18 protein-coding genes are annotated in these 21,479 nt (G+C 63.2%); 14 read left to right on the forward strand and 4 right to left on the reverse strand.

All coding sequences use genetic code 11. The annotated features are described in order from the left end of the window. Window positions 1-24 precede the first annotated feature (24 nt). Complete coding sequence (locus tag NKI88_RS17475; protein ID WP_023826422.1) at window positions 25-1,677, forward strand: FAD-binding dehydrogenase; 1,653 nt, start codon at window positions 25-27, stop codon at window positions 1,675-1,677. A gap of 239 nt (window positions 1,678-1,916) precedes the next feature. Here the strand turns inward: NKI88_RS17475 and dgoD are convergent, their stop codons facing one another. Together dgoD and NKI88_RS17485 are read right to left on the reverse strand one after the other, a co-directional pair. Then, the gene (gene dgoD, locus NKI88_RS17480; protein WP_023714596.1) at window positions 1,917-3,065 is read right to left on the reverse strand and encodes a galactonate dehydratase; all 1,149 of its coding nucleotides are present in this window, start codon (window positions 3,063-3,065) and stop codon (window positions 1,917-1,919) included. Between the two features lie 7 nt (window positions 3,066-3,072). Next, a complete protein-coding gene (locus NKI88_RS17485; protein WP_023687899.1) occupies window positions 3,073-3,813 on the reverse strand; it encodes a FadR/GntR family transcriptional regulator in 741 nt (246 codons plus the stop codon). Between the two features lie 194 nt (window positions 3,814-4,007). Between NKI88_RS17485 and NKI88_RS17490 the strand changes: the two genes are divergently transcribed. From NKI88_RS17490 to NKI88_RS17505, 4 genes are all read left to right on the forward strand, one after another. Continuing rightward, window positions 4,008-4,997: an arabinose ABC transporter substrate-binding protein gene (locus NKI88_RS17490; RefSeq protein WP_023668118.1), complete on the forward strand. Its 990-nt coding sequence runs from the start codon at window positions 4,008-4,010 to the stop codon at window positions 4,995-4,997. A 70-nt stretch (window positions 4,998-5,067) separates the two neighbouring features. Continuing rightward, entirely contained in the window at window positions 5,068-6,579 is a 1,512-nt protein-coding gene (gene araG / locus NKI88_RS17495) for an L-arabinose ABC transporter ATP-binding protein AraG (protein ID WP_352656328.1), read from the forward strand. Between the two features lie 11 nt (window positions 6,580-6,590). Further along, on the forward strand, window positions 6,591-7,541 hold the full coding sequence (gene araH, locus NKI88_RS17500) for an L-arabinose ABC transporter permease AraH (RefSeq protein WP_352656330.1): 951 nt from the start codon (window positions 6,591-6,593) through the stop codon (window positions 7,539-7,541). 24 nt (window positions 7,542-7,565) lie between these two features. Continuing rightward, window positions 7,566-8,345, forward strand: a complete 780-nt coding sequence (locus NKI88_RS17505) for an SDR family oxidoreductase (RefSeq protein WP_023668121.1) — start codon at window positions 7,566-7,568, stop codon at window positions 8,343-8,345. Window positions 8,346-8,407: 62 nt separating this feature from the next. Here the strand turns inward: NKI88_RS17505 and NKI88_RS17510 are convergent, their stop codons facing one another. Beyond that, window positions 8,408-9,355, reverse strand: coding sequence for a GlxA family transcriptional regulator (locus NKI88_RS17510; RefSeq protein ID WP_023685300.1), 948 nt, complete (start codon window positions 9,353-9,355; stop codon window positions 8,408-8,410). A gap of 86 nt (window positions 9,356-9,441) precedes the next feature. On the opposite strand from NKI88_RS17510, the gene NKI88_RS17515 reads away from it, so the two are divergent. The 7 genes from NKI88_RS17515 (at window position 9,442) to NKI88_RS17545 (ending at window position 16,576) form a co-directional block, all read left to right on the forward strand. After that, window positions 9,442-10,149 (forward strand): DJ-1/PfpI family protein, encoded by a 708-nt coding sequence (locus NKI88_RS17515; protein ID WP_023691357.1) that lies wholly within the window; start codon window positions 9,442-9,444, stop codon window positions 10,147-10,149. 121 nt (window positions 10,150-10,270) lie between these two features. Next, window positions 10,271-11,005, forward strand: coding sequence for a FadR/GntR family transcriptional regulator (locus NKI88_RS17520; RefSeq protein ID WP_023691356.1), 735 nt, complete (start codon window positions 10,271-10,273; stop codon window positions 11,003-11,005). After that, a complete protein-coding gene (locus NKI88_RS17525) occupies window positions 11,002-12,198 on the forward strand; it encodes a PLP-dependent transferase (RefSeq protein WP_352543015.1) in 1,197 nt (398 codons plus the stop codon). Before NKI88_RS17520 ends, NKI88_RS17525 begins: the two co-directional genes overlap by 4 nt. Before the next feature lie 26 nt (window positions 12,199-12,224). Next, window positions 12,225-13,502: an ABC transporter substrate-binding protein gene (locus NKI88_RS17530; protein ID WP_023685297.1), complete on the forward strand. Its 1,278-nt coding sequence runs from the start codon at window positions 12,225-12,227 to the stop codon at window positions 13,500-13,502. A gap of 231 nt (window positions 13,503-13,733) precedes the next feature. Further along, window positions 13,734-14,657: a carbohydrate ABC transporter permease gene (locus NKI88_RS17535; RefSeq protein ID WP_023685296.1), complete on the forward strand. Its 924-nt coding sequence runs from the start codon at window positions 13,734-13,736 to the stop codon at window positions 14,655-14,657. Continuing rightward, on the forward strand, window positions 14,657-15,505 hold the full coding sequence (locus NKI88_RS17540; RefSeq protein WP_023691354.1) for a carbohydrate ABC transporter permease: 849 nt from the start codon (window positions 14,657-14,659) through the stop codon (window positions 15,503-15,505). Before NKI88_RS17535 ends, NKI88_RS17540 begins: the two co-directional genes overlap by 1 nt. A gap of 3 nt (window positions 15,506-15,508) precedes the next feature. Next, window positions 15,509-16,576 (forward strand): ABC transporter ATP-binding protein, encoded by a 1,068-nt coding sequence (locus NKI88_RS17545; RefSeq protein WP_023736032.1) that lies wholly within the window; start codon window positions 15,509-15,511, stop codon window positions 16,574-16,576. Between the two features lie 2 nt (window positions 16,577-16,578). Here the strand turns inward: NKI88_RS17545 and NKI88_RS17550 are convergent, their stop codons facing one another. Then, window positions 16,579-17,421 (reverse strand): AraC family ligand binding domain-containing protein, encoded by an 843-nt coding sequence (locus NKI88_RS17550; protein ID WP_081725414.1) that lies wholly within the window; start codon window positions 17,419-17,421, stop codon window positions 16,579-16,581. A gap of 247 nt (window positions 17,422-17,668) precedes the next feature. On the opposite strand from NKI88_RS17550, the gene NKI88_RS17555 reads away from it, so the two are divergent. Together NKI88_RS17555 and NKI88_RS17560 are read left to right on the forward strand one after the other, a co-directional pair. Further along, window positions 17,669-19,135, forward strand: a complete 1,467-nt coding sequence (locus tag NKI88_RS17555; protein WP_023754420.1) for an alpha-glucosidase/alpha-galactosidase — start codon at window positions 17,669-17,671, stop codon at window positions 19,133-19,135. A 97-nt stretch (window positions 19,136-19,232) separates the two neighbouring features. Then, window positions 19,233-21,368 (forward strand): ABC transporter substrate-binding protein, encoded by a 2,136-nt coding sequence (locus tag NKI88_RS17560; protein ID WP_502896814.1) that lies wholly within the window; start codon window positions 19,233-19,235, stop codon window positions 21,366-21,368. Window positions 21,369-21,479 lie beyond the last annotated feature (111 nt).

A 21,479-nucleotide genomic window follows, 5' to 3' on the forward strand; every position in this document is an offset into this window, starting at 1 on the left:
CAAGCCGGGACAGGAGTTACGACAATGGCTGACACGGATGCAATCATCGTCGGCGGCGGGCTGGCCGGCCTGGCCGCAGCCGCGGAACTCGGCGATGCCGGAAAGCGCGTGATCATCGTCGAGCAAGAGGGTGGCGGTTTTCTCGGCGGCCAGGCATTCTGGTCGCTCGGCGGCCTGTTTTTGGTCAACACGCCCGAGCAGCGCCGCCTGCGCATCAAGGACAGCCGCGACCTCGCCTGGCAGGATTGGCTGGGTTCTGCCCAGTTCGACCGGCCCGAGGACCATTGGCCAAGGAAAGTGGCGGAAGCCTATGTCGATTTCGCCGCCGGCGAGATGCGGCCGTGGCTCTACGCCATGGGCATGCGCTGGTGGCCGGTGGTCGGCTGGGCCGAGCGCGGCGGCGCGCTGGCCAATGGCCACGGCAATTCAGTGCCGCGCTTCCACCTGACATGGGGCACTGGGCCGGGCGTGGTCGCGCCGTTCGAAAGGCGCGTGCGCGAGCACGTCGCCAAAGGGCTGATCACTTTGAAATTCCGTCATCAGGTCAGCCGGCTGATCAAGACCAACGGCGCGGTCACCGGCGTCGCGGGCGAAATCCTGGAGGCATCCGATGTCGAGCGCGGCAAGCAGTCGAGCCGCACGGCCGTCGGCGATTTCGACCTTTCGGCCGGTGTCGTGATCGTCACCTCGGGCGGCATCGGCGGCAATCATGAGTTGGTTCGCAAGGTTTGGCCGGTCGGGCGGCTGGGGCCAGCGCCGAAGCGTATGGTTGCCGGCGTGCCGCACCATGTCGACGGCCGCATGGTGGCGATCACCCAGGACGCCGGCGGGGCCGTCATCAACGCCGACCGCATGTGGCACTATGTCGAGGGGATCAAGAACTGGAATCCGATCTGGCCGAACCACGGCATCCGCATCCTGTCGGCGCCGTCGCCGCTATGGTTCGATGCTCTGGGACAACGCATGGAGGCGCCGTTCTTCCCGAGCTTCGATTCGCTCGGCACCTTGAAGCGTATCCTGTCGACGGGACACGATTATTCCTGGTTCGTGCTGAGCAAGACGATCGCTTCGAAGGAGTTCGTGCTGTCGGGTTCGGAGCAAAACCTAGACTTTACGGCCAAGGATTGGCGGGCCGTGCTGAAGAACCGGCGCGGCGGCAAGGCGCCACCATCGGTGGCAGCGTTCCTGGAAAAGGGCGAGGACTTCGTCGTCCGCGACAACCTGGCCGACTTGGTCGCCGGCATGAACGCGCTGTCAGGCGACAATCTGCTCGACTACGACCGGCTCAAGGCGCAGATCGTGGCGCGCGATCGCGAGGTCGACCATGCCTATACCAAGGATGCGCAGGTCACAGCCGTCCGCGGCGCCCGCAACTACATTGGCGACAAGATCTTCCGGGTGACCAAGCCGCACAAGATACTCGATCCCAGGCACGGGCCGCTGATCGCGGTGCGCCTCAACATCCTGACGCGCAAAACGCTTGGCGGCCTGCACACCAATCTCAATTCGCAGGTTCTCGACGGCAATGGCGAACCCATTGCCGGGCTCTATGCGGCAGGCGAGGTGGCCGGCGGCGGTGGCGGCGGCTATCACGGCTACAATGCGCTGGAAGGGACATTTCTCGGCAGCTGCATCTTCTCCGGCAGGAACGCAGGCCGGCACGCCGCGGGCAGGTGACGCGGCTGGCGGGCCAAGAAAAGGTCGATGAGAACAGGACATCCGCCATGTTCCATGGATAGCGACTGCTTTCGATCGCTTGCGGCAACCCAGGCGGTCAGCGAGTTGCGGCTTGCCGGCGCCGACGGTTCCCATGCGCTGGTGCTCGGCGCTGCGGCCCATCAGAGGCCTGCGTTACGCTGGCGCCACCGCGAAATTGAGCTCGAGGTCCTGAAGGCCTGGCCGCAAGGTCGGCCGAGCTACCACTCGGCGAAGGAGCCGTCCTTGTGACGCCAGACCGGGTTGCGCCAGCGGTGGCCTTCCTTGGCGCGTTCCTTGACGTAGTCCTCGTCGATTTCGACGCCGAGGCCGGGACCATCGGGGATTGCGACATAGCCATCCTCGTAGCGGAAGACGTCCTTGTTGGCGGCATAGTCGAGCAAATCGTTTGCGGCGTTGTAGTGGATGCCGAGGCTCTGTTCCTGGATGAAGCAGTTGTAGCTGACGGCATCGAGCTGCAGGCAGGCGGCGAGCGCGATCGGGCCGAGCGGGCAGTGGGGCGCCACCGCAATGTCATAGGCCTCGGCCATCGCCGCGATCTTGCGGCATTCGGTGATGCCGCCGGCATGCGACAGGTCTGGTTGGATGATGTCGACGGCGCCTTGTTCGAACACCGATTTGAAATCCCAGCGGCTGTAGAGCCTCTCGCCGAGTGCGATCGGCGTCGAGCCGAGGGCGGCGATCTCCTTCAGCGCCTCGCGATTTTCGCTCAGCACCGGCTCCTCGATGAACATCAGCCGGTAGGGTTCCAACTCCTTGACCAGCATGCGCGCCATCGGCCGGTGGACGCGGCCGTGGAAATCGACGGCGATGCCAATGTTGGACCCAACGGCCTCGCGCACCATGGCGACTCGTTCGACAGCCGCATCTATTCTGTCATGGCTGTCGACGATCTGCAGTTCCTCGGTGCCATTCATCTTCAGCGCCTGAAAACCGCGCGCCACCACTTCCCTGGCGCCATCAGCCACTTCCGCCGGCCGGTCGCCGCCGATCCAGGAATAGACCTTGATGCTGTCGCGCAGCTTGCCGCCGAGCAGTTCGTGCACAGGCACGCCGAGCGCCTTGCCCTTGATGTCCCACAGCGCCTGGTCGATGCCGGCAATGGCGCTCATCAGGATCGGCCCGCCGCGGTAGAAGCCGCCGCGATGCATCACCGTCCAATGGTCCTCGATCAGGCGCGGGTCCTTGCCGATCAGATAATCGCCAAGTTCCTTGACCGCTGCCTCGACCGTCAGCGCACGGCCTTCGACCACAGGCTCGCCCCAGCCGGTAACGCCGGCATCAGTCTCGATCTTCAGGAACAGCCAGCGCGGCGGGACGATGTAGGTGGTGAGCGAGATGATTTTCATGCTGGTCTCAGTTGTTCTTGAGTTTCTTGGCGCTGACCAGGTCGCGCGCCGCAAGGTCGAGGATCCGGCCTGCCGCCGCACGCGCCGCCGCGGCATCGCGCATGCGCAGCGCCTCGACCACCTCACGGTGCGCCGCCACCGCTTCCATGCGCCGGGCGAGCGAAATGGTCGCCGTTGCTTCGAGCGAGAATTTCAGCCCGGTGTCGATAAGATTGCCAATCTGGCGGAAGATCGGGTTGTGGCTCGCGGCATAGACGATCTGGTGGAAAGTGATGTCCGAGCGCGAGAAGGCGGCGAGATCCTCGCCGGCATTGGCCATGCCGCGCCAGGCGGCTTCGAGATCGGCGATCTCCTGCAGCGTCGCACGAGTCGCCGCCAGTTCAGCTACCAGCGGCTCGATGGCGCGGCGCGTCTCGAGGATGGCGTCGAACAATTTGTCGTCCAGTGCATGCGGCGCGTGCCAGGCCAGCACCTGCGGGTCGATGATGTTCCAGTTGTCCTGTTCACATACAACCGTGCCGATGCGGGGCCGCGACAGCACCAGCCCCTTGGCGGCCAGCACCTTCAAGGCCTCGCGGATGACGGTGCGGCTGACGCCATATTCGACGCCGAGTTCGTTTTCGGTCGGCAGGGACGAGCCGGCGGGATAGCGTCCGGAAAAGATGTCTGAGGCAAGCGCCTTGGTCACATCGGGCATGACGCGCGGGCGGCGGGTGTCGCCTGATGCCTTCTTCGAAGTGTCGGTCACCTCAGCCCTCCTCCAAGGCGGCGAAACCACTGATCTCGCGTCCCCGGCCTTACCGGATGCGGATGATTTGCGCCAGCGATCCCTGGTCAGAGCATGTAGCTCAATTATCATACCAGATCAATTGACGAGTATGATAAAAAGAATTAGAGACTCTGCATCCGGGCTGAGCGCCCGGCCATCGCTGGGAGGTAATCATGCGACTTCTGAAGACCGCGCTCGTCGCGGGCGCCCTTGCCGTGCTGTCCGTCACGACCATCGCTGCATATGCTCAGGACACCAAGATAGGTTTTATCGTCAAACAGCCCGAGGAGCCGTGGTTCCAGGACGAATGGAAGTTCGCCGACCAGGCCGCCAAGGAGAAGGGTTTTACCCTGGTCAAGATCGGCGCCGAGGACGGTGAGAAGCTGATGTCGGCGATCGACAATCTCGGCGCGCAGGGCGCGCAAGGCTTCATCGTCTGCACGCCTGATGTGAAGCTCGGCCCCGGCATCGTCGCCAAGGCCGCCGCCAACAATCTCAAGCTGATGACGGTTGATGACCGTCTGGTCGGCGCAGACGGGAAGGCGCTGGAAGATGTGCCGCATATGGGCATTTCGGCGACCAAGATCGGCGAGGCCGTCGGCCAGGCGATCGTCGACGAAATGAAGGCGCGCGGCTGGAAGGCCGACGAGGTTGGCGCCATCCGCGTCTCCTATGATCAGTTGCCGACCGCCGTCGACCGGGTCGAAGGCGCCATTTCGGTGCTCAAGGCCAACGGCTTCAAGGCCGAAAACATCTTTGACGCGCCGCAGGCCAAGACCGATACCGAGGCTGCGCTCAATGCGGCGACGGTGGTACTCAACGCCCATGCCGACATCAAGAAGTGGGTCTCCTTCGGCCTCAACGACGAAGCCGTTCTCGGCGCCGTGCGCGCTTCCGAAAGCGTCGGCATCCCGGCCGAAAACGTGATCGGCGTCGGCATTGGCGGCGCGGATTCGGCGATCAACGAGTTCAAGAAGCCGACCGCCACCGGCTTCGTCGGCACGGTGATCATCTCGCCGAAGCGTCACGGCTACGAGACTGCGCTCAACATGTATGACTGGGTCGCCAACAACAAGGAACCCGAGAAGCTCATCCTGACCGCCGGTGCGCTGGCCAAGCGCGACGACTACCAGACGGTCCGCAAGGGTCTCGGCATCGAATAATCCTCCCTGTACAAACAGGCGGCGGCTCACAGTCGCCGCCTGTTTGGCATGGCAAAAGGATAGGCGCCCCATGTCCTTTCTCGACTTCTCGGAAATCACCAAGACCTATCCGGGCGTCAAGGCGCTGTCCGGCGTCTCGTTCAGCGTCGACAAGGGCGCCGTGCATGGCTTGATGGGCGAGAACGGCGCCGGCAAATCCACGCTGATCAAGATCCTGTCGGGCGACCAGCATGCCGATGACGGCGAGATCCTCATCGACGGCAAGATGCAAGCCTATGCAACGACGCGAGATGCCTTCGACAATGGCGTCATCGTCATCCACCAGGAGCTACAGCTGGTTCCTGAGCTCACTGTTGCCGAAAACCTCAGCCTTGGCCGCTTCCCCACCAACGCCGGCATCATCGCCCGCGCCAGAATGCTGGAAGACGTCGGCGCCAAGCTGAAATCGGCGGGCATCGACATCGATATCAGCCGCAAGGTCAAGACGCTGTCGATCGGCGAACGGCAGATGGTCGAGATCGCCAAGGCGATCATGCTCGACGCGCGCGTCATCGCTCTGGATGAGCCGACCTCGTCATTGTCGTCGCGCGAAAGCGAAATTCTGTTTGCCCTGATCGACCGCCTGCGCGGCGAGGGCAAGGTCATCATCTATGTCTCGCACCGGCTGGACGAAGTGTTCCGCCTCTGCGACAGCCTGACCGTGCTGCGCGACGGCAAGCTCGCGGCGCACCATGCGTCACTGAAAGACGTCACGCGCGATCAGGTCGTCGCCGAAATGGTTGGCCGCGAAATCTCCGACATCTGGGGGTTTCGCCCACGCCCGGCTGGCGATGTCCGGCTGAAGGTCGACGCTGTTTGCGGAGTAAAACTGACGACGCCCGCCAGCTTCGAGGCGAGGGCGGGCGAGATCGTCGGCTTCTTCGGTCTGATCGGCGCGGGCCGCTCCGAACTGATGCGGCTGGTCTTCGGCGCCGACCCGCGCTCAGGCGGCACCATTACCGTTGATGGCAAGGTCGTTCATGCCACCGATCCGCATGACGCGATCCGCGCCGGCATCGTTTTGTGCTCGGAAGACCGCAAGCATGACGGCATCATCCAGGGCCGCTCGATCGAGGAGAACATCAACATCTCGTCGCGGCGTCATCACACGCGCTTCGGAATCCTGAACCGCGCCAGCGAGATCGCCACCGCCGAGACCTTCATCAAGAAGCTCAAGGTGCGCACGCCGTCGCGCAAGCAGGACATCATCAACCTCTCCGGCGGCAACCAGCAGAAGGTCATTCTCGGCCGCTGGCTGTCGGAGCAGGGCGTGCGCGTGCTTATCGTCGACGAGCCGACACGCGGTATCGACGTCGGCGCCAAAGCGGAAATCTACGAACTGCTCTACCAGCTTGCCGAAGACGGCATGGCGATCGTCGTCGTCTCGTCCGAACTGCCGGAAGTGATGGGCATTTGCGACCGCATCCTGGTGATGTGCGGCGGGCGCATCAGTGCCGAACTCGCCCGCGACCAGTTCGCCGAAAAAGCGATCCTGGCCGCTGCTCTTCCCGATCAGAAAACCCCCGACGCGATCGCATCCTGAGGATCTTTACCATGACCGATCAGTTGAAGAAGATCCTGCTCGGCGAACAGGGCCTCGTCGTCATCTTCATCGTCGCCTTCGTGCTGGTGTCGCTGCTGGTGCCGAACTTCCTCACCGACCGCAACATGCTCGGCCTGCTGCAGTCGGTGGTCACCGTCGGCATTGTCGCCTGCACGATGATGTTCTGCCTTGCCGAGCGTGACTTCGACCTCTCGGTCGGCTCCATCGTCGCCTTTGCCGGCATGGTCGCGGTAATGGCGTCGAACTATACCGGTTCGATCCTGCTCGGGCTTCTCGCGGCAATCGCCTGCGGCGCCTTCGTCGGCTTCATCAATGGCGTCGTCATCGCCAAATTCCGCATCAACGCACTGATCACGACGCTTGCCACCATGCAGATCGTGCGCGGCCTTGCGCTGATCGCATCCGACGGCCGCGCCGTCGGCATCAACAGCCCGGATTTCTACCAACTGGCGCTGTCGAAGCTGTTCGGCATTCCGACGCCGGTCTGGGTCCTGGCCGTGCTGTTCTGCATCTTCGGTTTTGTCCTCAATCGTACCGTGTTCGGCAAGAACACGCTGGCCATCGGCGGTAACCCGGAGGCTTCGCGCCTGGCCGGCGTCAATGTCGACTGGACGCGCATCTGGATCTTTGCTCTGCAGGGCGTGGTCTGTGGCATCGCCGGCATCCTTTTGGCCTCGCGCATCACGTCGGGCCAGCCCAATGCGGCGGTCGGGCTTGAACTCTCGGTCATCTCGGCCTGCGTGCTCGGCGGCGTCTCGCTTGCCGGCGGCCGCGCCACCATGTCGGGCGTCATCGTCGGCGTGCTGATCATGGGCATCGCCGAAAACGCCATGAACCTGCTCAACATCCCGGCGTTCTACCAATACATTGTGCGCGGCGTGATCCTGCTGCTTGCCGTTTTGCTCGACAATCTGCGTTCGTCGGCACTGGGCCGGCGCTGACCATCTTCCAGTGGAGTGACAGCTATGGCTGAGCGCCTGTCCGGCAAACGCATCTTCCTCACCGGCGCCGCGCAAGGCATTGGGCTTGCCATCGCTGAAGCTTGCCTCGCCGAAGGGGCAAGGCTGTTCCTGGTCGATCGCGACGGCGCGCTGCTGGACAAAGCGGTCGCCGGCCTAGCAGCGCCGCAGGGCCATGTCGGGCATGTCTCAGCCGACATCAGCGACGGTGCCGCGATTGCCGCAGCCGTCGGTCAAGCGACCGACGCGATCGGGCCGATCAACGCGCTGATCAACAATGCCGGCATGAATGTGTTCTCGACGCCGCTCGAGGCGACCGAGGAGGAGTGGAACCGCAATTTCGACGTCAACGTCAAGGGCGCCTGGAACTGCGCCAAGGCGGTGCTGCCGGCAATGATCGCAAATGGCGGTGGCGCGATCCTCAACATCGCCTCGACGCACAGCTTCACCATCATCCCTCATACCTTCCCCTATCCCGTGGCCAAGCACGCGCTGCTTGGGCTGACCAAATCGCTGGCGCTGGAATATGCCGGGCAGGGCGTGCGCGTGAACGCCCTGGCGCCCGGCTATGTCGAGACGCAGAAGGCGACCGACTATTGGAACAGCTTTGCCGACCCGGCGGCCGCGCGCGCCAGGACGCTGGCGCTGCATCCAGGCGGCCGCATTGCCTCGGCGCGCGAGATCGCGCTGGCCGCTGTGTTCATGATTTCTGAGGAATGCCCGTTCATGAACGCCGCGACCCTCGTTGTCGATGGCGGGCTCAGCCAGCTACAGCATCCCGCCTGAATGCTAGAGAGGCTCTATTTCTACGGCGTCGACCGCCGGCTTAATGGCGCGAGCCGTCGCGATCAGAAACGCTCGCGATAGGCGCGCGGATTGGTGCCCAGCACGCGCAAAAAACCGCGCCGCATGGTTTCTTCCGAGCCGAAACCGCAGCGGCGGGCCGTCTGGTTGACGGGCTGGCCCCGCTCCAGCATCCGTCGCGCCGCCTCGATCCGGATCTCCTCGATCGCGCGGGCGGGTGTCCGGCCCGTGGCCTCGCGATAGCGCCGCGAGAAGCTGCGCGGGCTCATATTGGCGTGGTCGGCCAACTGCGTGAGCGACAGGTCGCCGGCCAGATTTTCGAGGATCCAGCCATGCAGCCGGTCGAAGCGCCCGTCGCCTTGCTGCAGCTTGAGGGTCTGGCTGAACTGCGCCTGGCCACCGGGACGTTTCAGGAAGACCACCAACTCGCGCGCCACGCCGAGCGCCGTGTGCCGGCCAAGGTCGGCCTCGACGAGGGAGAGGGCGAGATCGATCCCCGCCGTTACGCCGGCGGATGTCCAGACATTGCCGTCGCGGATGAAGATCGGATCGGGTTCGAGCCGGACCGCGGGAAAGCGCCGGGCGAACTCCGCGCAGCGTCCCCAATGGGTCACCGCGCGGCGGCCGTCGAGCAGGCCAGCCGTCGCCAGCAGCATGGCGCCGCTGCAGACGGAAGCGGTTCGGGTGGCATCGCGCGAGCGACCGGCGATCCACTGGACCAGCACGGGATCGTCGCAGGCCGCGTTGACGCCCCATCCTCCGGGGACAAGCAGCGTGTCGATCTTACCTCCGTGGGTCGGCAGCACTGCTGCCTCCAGCACGAGACCGGCCGATGTCCGGATGCGCGGTGAGGCGGCGACGACCACGACCTCGTAAGGAGCCGGTTCGCCGGCCTGCCTTTTGAAATCATTGGCGCTGGCAAAGACCTGCAGCGGTCCGCTGACGTCGAGGAGCTGGATGTCGGGATAGGCAAGTACTTCGATACGGCGCATTGGTTTGGCCCGAAGCGAGGGATGAATGGCAATCGTGCCAAACCATGATGCCGTAGATTGCCGGAAGTCAACCCACGGAGATTTCCATGCCCCTTCGTTTCGGCATCCTCGTATTCCCCGACGTCCAACAACTCGACCTCACCGGCCCATACGAAGTCCTGGCATCGGCCAAGGATGCCGAGGTGGAACTGATCTGGAAGGATCGCAACCCGGTGACGTCATCGACGCGCCTCTCGCTGACGCCAACCGCGACCTTTGACGATTGCCGGCCCCTCGACGTGCTGTGCATTCCTGGCGGGGGCGGGGTCAACGCGCTGCTGGAGGACCAGACAGTCCTCGATTTCGTGTGGGAGCGCGCGGGGCAGGTGCGCTACATCACCTCCGTTTGCAGCGGTGCCCTGGTGCTTGGGGCGGCCGGACTGCTGAGGGGCAAGCGCGCGACCACGCACTGGTATGCGCATGATTTCCTTGAGGAGTTCGGAGCGATCCCGGTCGACGAGCGTATCGTCGAAGACGGCAAGCTCATCACCGCCGGCGGTGTCACTTCCGGGATCGATTTCGGCCTGGCGCTGGTTGCGAGGCTGCTTGGACAGGAGGAGGCCGAGATCGTGCAGCTCTCGCTCGAATACGCCCCGGCTCCTCCCTTTCGGTCCGGCACGCCCGCCGAGGCGTCGCCTGCGGTGCTGGCGCAGGCAAAAAAGCGCCTCTCTGGTTCGAGGCGGGTTCGCGAGGCAATCTTCGCTCGCTGGCGCGAGGCTCGCGCCGCCGCTGCGCCGGCGCGCATCCACGGCTGAAGCAGCAAGGCCGAAGGTGCATCCCCTGGCCCTTCGGCCTTGCTGCGTTTCCACTGTTGACAGGTCCCTTCGTCTGTGCAGAAATTGGTTGGACCATTGAACCACTTCGGTAATAGCCCCGGTGACCCAATTCAGCCTTCCGCCGATCCAGACGACGGCCCGCGACGACGCGGTGCTGAAGGCGTTGGCCGGCTTCGTCATGCGCGAGAAGCTGGAACCCGGTGAGAGGCTGCCGACCGAACGCATCCTCGCTGAGCGTCTGAAGGTCAGCCGCAATACGGTGCGCGAGGCGCTGACGCGCTGGGAAGGGCTTGGCCTGGTCGAGCGCCGGCAGGGCTCGGGCACCTATCTCAAGGCCGCCGTCTCGCTCGACATGCTGCACATGCCGCTGACGCTTGCCGGCGGCAATGATTTCACCGGCCTGATGCGCACGCTGGAAATCCGCCGCGCGCTGGAAGCGGAAGCCGCCGCCCTTTGCGCCATTCGTGCCGACAGGGACGACCTCGCCGAGATCGAGCGCAAGCTCGACATCATGGAGGAAGAGTTTCTCAGCCGCGCCGGCATGTCGTCGGAAGAGGACTGGGAATTCCATCAGGCGATCTACCGCGCCTGCGGCAATCCGCTGTTCGAGCAGATTATCGCCGCCATGCACGAACTGTTCCACCGCTTCTGGGAACATCCGCTCGGCGTGCGCGATTTCGGCCACGCAAGCTTTCCCTACCACCGCACCATGTTCGACTGCATCGCCGCGCACGATCCGGAAGGCGCCCGGGCCGAAGCGCTGAAACTGATCGCCACGGTCGAGGACGATTTGAAGCGCGGCGCCGCCAACCTCAAACTTTCGGTCCGCACATGAACGAGCACAGCTTCGACCCAGGCATTTCCGGCAGCGACTATCTCGCCGAGGCGGCGACGCTTCTGGCGCATGACGACCCGTTCCCTGGCAATGCGGTGGTGCCGCCGATCTACCAGACCTCGCTGTTCACCTTCGCCAGCTATGCCGACATGGCCGACACCTTTGCCGGGCGCAGGAAGCAGCCGATCTATTCGCGCGGCGACAACCCGACGGTGATGGAATTCGAGTCACGCGTCGCAGCGCTCGAAGGTGCGGAAGCCGCGCGCGGATTCTCCAGCGGCATGGCGGCGATCAGCGCGACATTGCTTGCCTTTGTCGGCGCCGGCGAGCGCATCGTTGCGGTGCGCAACTGCTATGGTGACGCCTACCGACTGTTCGAGCGGTTGTTCCCGCGCCTGCACATCAAGGTCGACTATGTCGACGGCTCCGATCCGGATGCGGTGGCCGCGGCTCTTCCCGGCGCCAAACTGCTCTACCTGGAAAGCCCGACCTCGATGACGTTCGAGCTGCAGGATCTCGAACATCTGACGCGGCTGGCGAAAGAGCAGGGCATCGTCACCACCATCGACAATTCCTGGGCGACGCCGGTGTTCCAGAAGCCGATCCTGCACGGCGTCGATCTGGTGCTGCATTCCGCCTCGAAATATCTCGGCGGTCACAGCGACACCGTCGCCGGCGTGGTGGCCGGCTCGGCCGCTCACATCAAGCATATTAACGACCAGACCTATTCGCAGCTCGGCGCAAAGCTGTCGCCCTTCGAGGGCTGGCTTTTGCTGCGCGGCCTGCGCACGCTGCCGCTGAGGCTGCCGCATCACATGAAGAGCGGGCTCACCATCGCCGAGCGGCTGAAGGCGCATGACAAGGTCGAGCGGGTCAATCATCCCGCCTATTCCAACCATCCCGGCAAGAAGACGCTTGCCGGCTATGCCGGGCTGTTCTCCTTCGAGGTGACGGAGGATGTCGACATTCCCGCTTTCGTCGATGCGCTGAAATTTTTCCGCATCGGCGTCAGCTGGGGTGGTCATGAAAGCCTGGTCGTGCCGGCAAAGGCCTCGCTCGAGCAGACGCCGGGTCTCAATTCGATGGCGCGCTTCGGCGTCAGCCCCCGAACCATCCGCTTCAATGTCGGATTGGAAAGCGTCGAAGACCTCTGGGCCGACATCGGCCAGGCCTTCGACAAAGCAAAAAAATGACTGGGTTCAAAATGGGAGTTCTGAACATGAAAAGACTGAGCATCATGCTTGCCACCGCTGCCGGCCTGGCGATGTCCGCCAGCGGCGCATTGGCCGACACCACCCTCAAGCTGGTCGAGGTCATCACCAGCCCGCAGCGCACCGAATTCCTGAAGAAGCAGATCGCCGAGTTCGAGGCCGCCAATGCCGGCGTCAAGGTCGAGGTGGTCTCGCTGCCCTGGGGTCAGGCCTTCGAGAAATTCCTCACCATGGTGCAGGCCGGCGATACGCCCGACATCGTCGAGATGCCGGAGCGCTGGATGGGCCTCTACGCCACCAACGGCCAGCTCGAGGATCTCGGTCCCTACATGGCCAAATGGGATGATGCCAAAACGCTCGGCGACCGCGCCAAGCAGTTCGGCTCGACCGTCAACAACACCCAGTTCATGATCCCGTACGGCTACTATGTGAATGCGCTGTTCTGGAACAAGAAGCTGTTCAAGGAGGCCGGTCTCGACGGCCCGCCGGCGACACTCGACGACTTCATCGCCGACTCCAAGAAGATCTCCGCCATTCCAGGCAAGTACGGCTATTGCTTGCGCGGTGGGCCGGGCGCCTTCAACGGCATGCACATGTTCATGAACATCGCCGCTGGCAAGGGCGGCTACTTCAACGAGGACGGCACCTCGACCATCAACGAGGAGGGCTCGGTCAAGGGCCTGCAGATGCTGGCCGACATGTACAAGGACGGGCTGGCGCCCAAGGATGCGGTGAGTTGGGGCTTTAACGAGACCGTCACCGGCTTCTATTCCGGCACCTGCGCCATGCTCAACCAGGATCCGGATGCGCTGATCGGCATTGCCGACAAGATGAGTGCCGACGATTTTGCCGTGGCGCCGCTGCCTGTGGGGCCAAGCGGCAAATCCTATCCGACGCTGGGCTATGCCGGCTGGGCGATGTTCGCCAATTCGCAGCACAAGGACGATGCCTGGAAGCTGATGGCGACGCTGTTGTCGCCCAAGGACAATCTCGAATGGGCCAAGGAAGTCGGCGTCGTGCCGATCCACAATGGCGCCGACCAGGATGCCCACTTCAAGACCGAGCAGTTCAAAGGCTGGTTCACCGAACTCAGCGACACTTCCAAATATGAAATGGTGACGCCGCCGACACATCTGGAGAACCTCGGCAATTTCGTCGACCAGGTGGCGATCAAGAATTTCCAGGAAGTGCTGCTCGGCCAGAAGTCGGCCAAGGACGTTGCCGATCAATGGGCCGCGTTCCTGACCAAGGAACAGCAGGACTGGCTGGCCAAGAACAAGAAGTAGTTCTTCCACCTTCTCCCCGTTTACGGTGAGAAGGTGGCCCGAATGCATGTCGCCCAAAAGTGCGTAGCGGTTTTGGGACAACGACATGCACAGACAGGCCCGGATGAGGGGCAGCGCGAGCACCCCAAGGCTGGCGCCGCCCCTCATCTGCCTGCCGGCATCTTCTCCCCGTGAACGGGGAGAAGGGTGCTGTTGCCGCTGTCGGCACCCACCCATGATTGTTGAGCGCTAATGACTTATGCCGTGTCCGAAATACGATCCGCCGGCCGGCCGCGAAAGAAGCGGCTGACGCATGCAGCAATCGAGCCCTGGCTTTATCTCAGCCCGGCGATCGTTCTGCTGGTCGTGGTGCTGCTGGTGCCGCTGATCATCGGCATCAGCTATTCGTTCCGGAAGTTCTCCGCCTTCAAATCCGAATATGTCGGTCTAGGCCAGTATCAGGCGATGCTGACCGACCAGGTGCTGGGGCAGGCGCTGGTCAACACGCTGTGGTGGACCGTCGCCAGCCTGTTCTTCCAGTTCTTCCTCGGCCTGGGTCTGGCGTTGCTGCTCGACAAACCGTTTGTCGGGCGCAAGTTCGTGCAGGCGGTGGTGTTCCTGCCCTGGGCGGTGCCATCTTTCCTGTCGGGCCTGACCTGGGCGTGGCTGTTCAATCCGATCATCGGACCACTGCCGCATTGGCTCTTCACGCTCGGGCTGAAGGCCGAGCCGACCAATGTGCTGTCCGATCCGGCGACCGCCATGTGGGGGCCGATCATCGCCAACATCTGGTTCGGCATTCCGTTCTTCGCCATCACGCTGCTGGCGGCGCTGAAGTCGATCCCGTCGGAACTGCATGAGGCGGCCGCAATCGACGGCGCTTCGCCTTGGCAGCGCTTCACCAAGGTGACGCTGCCGTTCCTAGCGCCGACCATCGTCATCACCGTCATGCTGCGTACGATCTGGATCGCGACCTTCGCCGATCTGATCTTCGTCATGACCGAGGGCGGGCCGGCCGGCTCGACCAGCACGGTGCCGGTCTACATCTATGTCAGCGCCTTCAAGTCGCTGGACAAGGGCTATGCCTCCGCGGTGGCGGTGCTGCTACTGGTACTGCTCATCGCCTATGCGATCGCGCTGATCGCCATCCGCCGGTTGCTGGTGAGGCACGTCTGATGATTGCCGGACGCTCTACCTCCTCGCGCATCTTCAGCGGCGTCGGCCTCTACGCGGCGATTGCCGCCTATATGATCTTCGCCCTGTTCCCGATCTTCTGGACGCTGAAGATTTCGGTGACGCCGGAGCGGCTGCTCTATTCCGAGGGCATCACGCTGTGGCCGTCGCAGACGACCTTCCGCAACTTCATCACTGTCCTGGAAGCCTCTGACTTCCCCCGCTATTTCCTCAACAGCGTCATCGTCTCGGTGTCGACCGCGGCGCTCGTCACGGTCATCGCCACCCTCGCCGGCTACGCCATGTCGCGCTTCACCTTTCGCGGCAAGGCGACCCTGGCGATCATGCTTTTGCTCACGCAAACCTTTCCGCTGGTGATGGTCATTCCGCCGATCTACCGCGTCATGGGCGAGCTTGGCCTGACCAACAGCCTGGTCGGTCTGATCATCATCTACACGGCCTTCAACACCGCCTTCGCCACCTTCCTGATGCAGTCCTTCTTCGACGGCATTCCGAAGGATCTGGAGGAAGCGGCGATGATCGACGGCTGCACGCGGGCGCAGGCGATGCGCAAGGTGATCGTGCCGCTGACCTTGCCCGGCATGGGCGCCACGCTTGGCTTCGTCTTCACCGCCGCCTGGAGCGAATTGCTGTTCGCGCTGATGCTCATTTCCAGCGACGACCAGAAGACGTTTGCCGTCGGCCTGCTCACCTATATCGGCAAGTTCGCCGTCGACTGGGGGCAGATGATGGCGGCGTCGATCCTGGCGCTGATCCCGGTCTGTATCTTCTTCGCCTTCCTGCAACGCTATCTCGTCACCGGCCTCACCGCCGGCGCGGTCAAAGGATAATCGATGGCTTCCGTCACGCTGCAAAACGTCGAGAAGGACTACGGTTCGCTGCGCATCCTGCACGGCGTCGACCTCGAGATCGCCGATGGCGAGTTCGTCGTGCTGGTCGGCCCGTCCGGCTGTGGCAAGTCGACCCTTTTGCGCATGATTGCCGGGCTGGAGGAGGTGTCGGGCGGCGAGATCCATATCGGCGATCGGCTGGTCAACGATGTCGCGCCGAAGGACCGCGATATTGCCATGGTGTTCCAGTCCTACGCGCTCTATCCGCACATGGACGTGTCGTCGAATATGGGCTTCAGCCTGCTTTTGAAGAAGGCGGAGAAGACGACGATCGACGGCAGGGTAGGGGCGGCGGCCAAGCGCCTCGGCCTCGACAGTTTCCTCGGACGTCTGCCCAGGCAACTGTCCGGCGGCCAACGCCAGCGCGTGGCCATGGGCCGCGCCATCGTGCGCGACCCCAAAGTGTTCCTGTTCGACGAACCGCTCAGCAATCTCGACGCCAAATTGCGCGTGCATATGCGCGCCGAGATCAAGGCCCTGCACCAGCAGCTCAAGACCACATCGGTCTATGTCACCCACGACCAGATCGAAGCCATGACTATGGCCGACCGCATCGTCGTCATGCATGACGGCTATGTGCAGCAGGTCGGGCATCCCCTGGAACTCTACGATCGGCCGCTCAATACTTTCGTGGCCGGCTTCATCGGCTCGCCCGGCATGAATTTCTTTCCGGCGACAGTCGCCAAGGGCGGCAAGGTGGATGCGGTGCTGGCCGACAGCCAGAAGCTGAGATTGCCGGATGGATTGCCGCTCACGGATGGTGACAAGCTCACCGTCGGGTTACGGCCGGAGCACATCCAGCTCGCCGACGACGGAGGGCTCATGGCAGAGGTCGAGGTGGTCGAGCCGCTCGGCCTGTCGACGCAGTTCTATGTCCGGCTCGCCAATCAGCTGGTTTGTGTCTTCGTCATGGGACGCAGCACTATCCGGCCGGGCGACACGGTAAGACTGTCTGCCGATCCGGCGGCCCTGCATCTGTTCGATCCCGCAAGCGGCAACCGCATCGGGTAATCCTATCGAAGGCTGCCCAGGCTGGCATACATGCCGGTGGTGCGGAACTGCGTCGGGTTGATGCCGTAGAGCCGGCGGAAGACTTTCGAGAAATAGTTGGCGTCCTCGAAGCCGCACAGGATGGCGACCTCCTTGACTGGCAGGAAATCGGCTTTGGTTAGCAGCTTCGCCGCCCGCTGCAGCCGCTGCTGCAGCACGAACTCGGCCGGCGGGACGCCTTCGCTCTCGGCGAAGCAGCGCGAGAAATGGGCGCGGCTGAGGCCGCTGATCTGGACGAGCTCGGCCACGGGCAAGGGCTTGTCGAGATTGGCGTTGATATGATCGATGACCGGCTGCATGACGCTCTGTTTCTCAGTGAAGGCGTGCGAGCCGAAGACATCGTCGTAAAGCGCCATCGCCGCCTCATAGGCGATTGCCGAAGCAGCGCCAGGCGAAGCGCCACCCTTGATCAGGCGCAGGCTGCAATCGGCGAGATGATCGATCGTCTCCGGCTGCAGCCGAAACACCGGGCCGGAGACGCTGAGTATGGATTTGTGGACGCGCAGCGCCTCCTCGCCATTCATCGAGATCCAGAAATATTCCCAGCGGTCGCCCTTCTCCAGCCAGTAGCGATGGTTGTGTGGCACCAGCACCAGCAGCGTGTCGTTGGCCTGCAGGCGGTAGTTGCGGTTCTCGTAGCGCAGCTGGCCGGTGCCGCTGATCGTGTGCTGCAGCACGGTGAACGGTGTCTGGCCGCGCTTGCGCCCATCCCAGTCATAGGTCACGCCCTCGCGTACTTCATAGCCGGTGCTGGTTGGCATGGCATGCAGGCGCTGGCGGCCGCGCGGCAGCGAGATGGTGCGCATCAACTGTCCGTTGGCGATCAGATCATGCAGCACAAAATTACCCTCGAAAGCATAATCGTTCTCTGGCCGCGCCCTGGAATAACGGCATAATCCAAATCCTGAGAACGCGAAAGACCCGCGGTCGAGGAGCGGGCGGGGAGGAGAACGAGCCGGAATTCCGGCTCGAATGGCATGCGCGCCGAGGCGAGCCGCCATTCCCTTTCCTGTTGCTCCTTACCCGGCATTTCGAATGCATCGAGGTGAGGTGATGAGTTTCAAAATCGCTATTATCGGCGCCGGCAGCGTCGGCTTCACCAAGAAGCTGTTCACGGATATTTTGTGCGTCCCGGAATTCAGCGACATCGAATTCGCGCTGACCGATCTCAGCGAACACAATCTGCAAATGATCAAGGCGATCCTCGACCGCATCGTCGAGGCCAACAAGCTGCCGACCAGGGTGACGGCGACGACCGACCGCCGCAAGGCGCTGGAAGGCGCGCGCTACGTCATCAGCTGCGTCCGGGTGGGCGGGCTCGAAGCCTATGCCGACGATATCCGCATTCCCTTGAAATACGGCATCGACCAGTGCGTCGGTGACACGATTTGCGCCGGGGGCATCCTCTACGGCCAGCGCAACATCCCGGTCATCCTCGACTTCTGCAAGGATATATTGGAGGTCGCCGAGCCAGGCGCCAAATTCCTCAACTATGCCAACCCGATGGCGATGAACACCTGGGCGGCGATCGAATATGGCAAGGTCGATACGGTCGGCCTCTGCCACGGTGTCCAGCACGGCGCCGAACAGATCGCCGAAGTGCTCGGCGCCAAGTCGCACAGCGAACTCGATTATGTCTGCTCCGGTATCAACCACCAGACCTGGTTCATCGATTTGCGGCTCAACGGCCGCAAGATCGGCAAGGACGAACTGGTGGCTGCCTTCGAGGCGCATCCGGTCTATTCGCAGCAGGAAAAGCTGCGCATCGACGTGCTGAAGCGCTTCGGCGTCTACTCCACCGAAAGCAACGGTCATCTCTCCGAATATCTGCCCTGGTATCGCAAGCGGCCGGACGAAATCACCCGCTGGATCGACATGTCCGATTGGATCCATGGCGAGACCGGCGGCTATCTTCGCTACTCCACGGAAACCCGCAACTGGTTCGAGACGGAATATCCGCAATTCCTCGAAGCGGCGTCGAAGCCGCTCGACGTATCGAAGCGCTCGAACGAGCATGCCAGCCATATTCTCGAAGCGCTGGAGACGAACCGCGTCTATCGCGGCCACTTCAACGTCAAGAACGCCGGCATCATCACCAATCTGCCGCAGGACGCGATCATCGAATCGCCCGGTTTCGTCGATCGCTTCGGCATCAACATGGCGTCAGGCATCACGCTGCCGGAAGCCTGCGCGGCCACCTGCATGGCTTCGATCAACGTTCAGCGCATGTCGGTGCATGCGGCTGTTACGGGCGACATTGACCTGCTCAAGCTCGCGGTGCTGCACGATCCGCTGGTGGGTGCGGTGTCGACGCCGGAAGAGGTCTGGCAGATGGTCGACGAGATGGTCGTCGCCCAGGCGCGTTGGCTGCCGCAATACGCCGATGCCGTGCCGGCCGCCAAGGAGCGGCTTTCGAAATCGATGGTGAAAACCCGCGACTGGGCGGGTGCGGCGCGGCGCAAAGTGCGCTCGATCGAGGAACTGCGCGCCGAAAAAACGGCCCTGAAACAGGCCGGCTGAGAATGCTGGCAGGCGGACAGCGGGAGGCCGGTTCGCCAATCAGCCGTCATGAATAGATGCGGCAGCAGCAGACGTCGAAACATCTGGGAGGAACACAATGAGGAACTTTCGTGGAATTGGCATTCTCGCCGGTCGAAGAATTGGCATTCTCGCCGGGCGAAGAATTGGCATTCTCGCCGGGCTGGCGCTGAGCGTCTCGGCATTGGCGCTTGGCAGTGCATACGCGTCCGAGCCGACCACGCCGCCGGCGCCGGCGGCGTTTCCCGCCGAGGGCAAGATCAAATACGTCGCCCGCGATTCCATCCTGGAGTTCAAGGCGCTGCCCGAATATCACGAGCCCGAGTGGGTCACCGAGAAATACGTCAAGACTGGCAAGCTGCCGCCGGTCAAGGATCGCCTGCCGAAGGAGCCGCTGGTGTTCAAGACCGGCAACATGCCGGACGGCATCGGCGTTTATGGCGACACCATGCGCCACGTCATTGGCGGCCGGCCGGAAGGCTGGAATTATGGCGCCGGCCAGACCCAAGGATGGGGCGGCATCGACATCGGCCTTTCGGAATGCCTGACGCGCACCGCGCCTTTGTTCCAGGTCGAGGCCAAGGACACCGAGCCGCTGCCCAACCTCGCCAGGAGCTGGGACTGGTCGAAGGATGGCCACACGCTGACCATGCACCTGGTCGAAGGCGCCAAATGGTCTGACGGCGTTGCCTTCAATGCCGACGATGTCATGTTCTACTGGGACGATGAGGTCGTCGACCCCAATGTCTCGCCGTTGAACGGCGCCACAGCGGAAACCTTCGGTGTCGGCACGACGCTGAAGAAGGTCGACGACTACACCGTCGAGTGGACCTTCAAGGACGCTTTCCCCAAACAGTATCTCTACGCCATGGCCTACGGCACCTTCTGCCCCGGCCCGGCGCATATCCTGAAGCCGCAGCATCCGAAGTACTCGAAGAATACCTACGAGCAGTTCAAGAACGCGTTCCCGCCGGAATATATGAACATTCCGGTGATGGGTGCCTGGGTGCCGGTGGAGTATAGGCCCGACGACATCATCGTCTTGCGCCGCAATCCCTACTACTGGAAGGTCGACGAGAAGGGCAACCAGCTGCCCTATCTCAACGAACTGCACTACAAGCTGTCGACCTGGGCCGACCGCGACGTGCAGGCGGTGGCAGGGGCCGCCGACTTCTCCAACCTCGAGCAGCCGGAGAATTTCGTCGCTTCGCTGAAGCGAGCGGCGGACAAGGACGCGCCGGCCCGGCTCGCCTTTGGCCCGCGCCTGATCGGCTACAATCTGCGCATGAACTTTTCCGCCAATGGCTGGGGCAATCCCGACGAACGCGGCCAGGCGATCCGCGAGCTCAATCGCAATGAGGACTTCCGCAAGGGCATCACCATGGCGCTCGACCGCAAGGCGCTCGGCGACTCGCTGGTCAAGGGGCCGTTCACCGCCATCTACCCCGGTGGCTTTTCCTCGGGCACCAGCTTCTATGACCGCAACTCGACCGTCTACTATCCCTTCGACATCGAGGGCGCCAAGGCGGAACTGGCCAAGGCTGGTCTCAAGGATACGGATGGCGACGGCTTCGTGAACTTCCCGGCCGGGACCGCCGGCGGCAAGAATGTCGAGATCGTGATGCTGGTCAACAATGACTACGGCACTGACAAGAGCCTCGCCGAAGGCGTCGTCGGCCAGATGGAAAAGCTTGGCATCAGGGTCGTGCTCAACGGCCTCAACGGCACCCAGCGTGATGCCTCGCAATATTCCGGCCGCTTCGACTGGCTGATCAGGCGCAACGAGCAGGAGCTGACTTCCGTCGTGCAGAATACCGTGCAACTCGCGCCCGTCGGACCCAAGACCAGCTGGGATCACCGCGCGCCCGAAAGCGGCGTGGTCGACCTGATGCCGTTCGAAAAGGAGCTTGTCGACATCGTCAACAAGTTCGTCTCCTCGTCAGACAATGACGAGCGCGCCAGCCTGATGAAGACGTTCCAGAAGATCTCGACGGAGCATGTCTACAATATCGGACTGACCGAATATCCCGGCGCCCTGATCATCAACAAGCGCTTCTCCAACATCCCGCAGGGAACGCCGATCTTCATGTTCAACTGGGCCGAGGATTCGATCGTGCGCGAACGCGTCTTCGTCGCCGCCGACAAGCAGCAGAAATACGAACTCTTTCCCGACCAGCTTCCCGGCAAGCCCGGCGACAAGGGTCCGACGAACTGAGTTTCCTCCCCTGGCTGACGCCCGGGGGGGCGGCGGGGGGGGCGGGGGGGGGGGGGGGGGCGGGGGCCCCCGTATAACGACCGGGGGGGGGACGCGGGGGGGCGGGGGGGT

Origin of the sequence: Mesorhizobium sp. M0317 (assembly GCF_040321555.1) — a bacterium.
Lineage (GTDB): Bacteria > Pseudomonadota > Alphaproteobacteria > Rhizobiales > Rhizobiaceae > Mesorhizobium.

Coding starts and splice junctions, on each gene's coding strand:
- NKI88_RS17475 (WP_023826422.1), top strand. CDS start 25: ATGGCTGACACGGATGCAATCATCGTCGGCGGCGGGCTGGCCGGCCTG.
- dgoD (WP_023714596.1), bottom strand. CDS start 3,065: ATGAAAATCATCTCGCTCACCACCTACATCGTCCCGCCGCGCTGGCTG.
- NKI88_RS17490 (WP_023668118.1), top strand. CDS start 4,008: ATGCGACTTCTGAAGACCGCGCTCGTCGCGGGCGCCCTTGCCGTGCTG.
- araG (WP_352656328.1), top strand. CDS start 5,068: ATGTCCTTTCTCGACTTCTCGGAAATCACCAAGACCTATCCGGGCGTC.
- araH (WP_352656330.1), top strand. CDS start 6,591: ATGACCGATCAGTTGAAGAAGATCCTGCTCGGCGAACAGGGCCTCGTC.
- NKI88_RS17505 (WP_023668121.1), top strand. CDS start 7,566: ATGGCTGAGCGCCTGTCCGGCAAACGCATCTTCCTCACCGGCGCCGCG.
- NKI88_RS17510 (WP_023685300.1), bottom strand. CDS start 9,355: ATGCGCCGTATCGAAGTACTTGCCTATCCCGACATCCAGCTCCTCGAC.
- NKI88_RS17515 (WP_023691357.1), top strand. CDS start 9,442: ATGCCCCTTCGTTTCGGCATCCTCGTATTCCCCGACGTCCAACAACTC.
- NKI88_RS17525 (WP_352543015.1), top strand. CDS start 11,002: ATGAACGAGCACAGCTTCGACCCAGGCATTTCCGGCAGCGACTATCTC.
- NKI88_RS17530 (WP_023685297.1), top strand. CDS start 12,225: ATGAAAAGACTGAGCATCATGCTTGCCACCGCTGCCGGCCTGGCGATG.
- NKI88_RS17535 (WP_023685296.1), top strand. CDS start 13,734: ATGACTTATGCCGTGTCCGAAATACGATCCGCCGGCCGGCCGCGAAAG.
- NKI88_RS17540 (WP_023691354.1), top strand. CDS start 14,657: ATGATTGCCGGACGCTCTACCTCCTCGCGCATCTTCAGCGGCGTCGGC.
- NKI88_RS17545 (WP_023736032.1), top strand. CDS start 15,509: ATGGCTTCCGTCACGCTGCAAAACGTCGAGAAGGACTACGGTTCGCTG.
- NKI88_RS17550 (WP_081725414.1), bottom strand. CDS start 17,421: ATGCGCACCATCTCGCTGCCGCGCGGCCGCCAGCGCCTGCATGCCATG.
- NKI88_RS17555 (WP_023754420.1), top strand. CDS start 17,669: ATGAGTTTCAAAATCGCTATTATCGGCGCCGGCAGCGTCGGCTTCACC.
- NKI88_RS17560 (WP_502896814.1), top strand. CDS start 19,233: ATGAGGAACTTTCGTGGAATTGGCATTCTCGCCGGTCGAAGAATTGGC.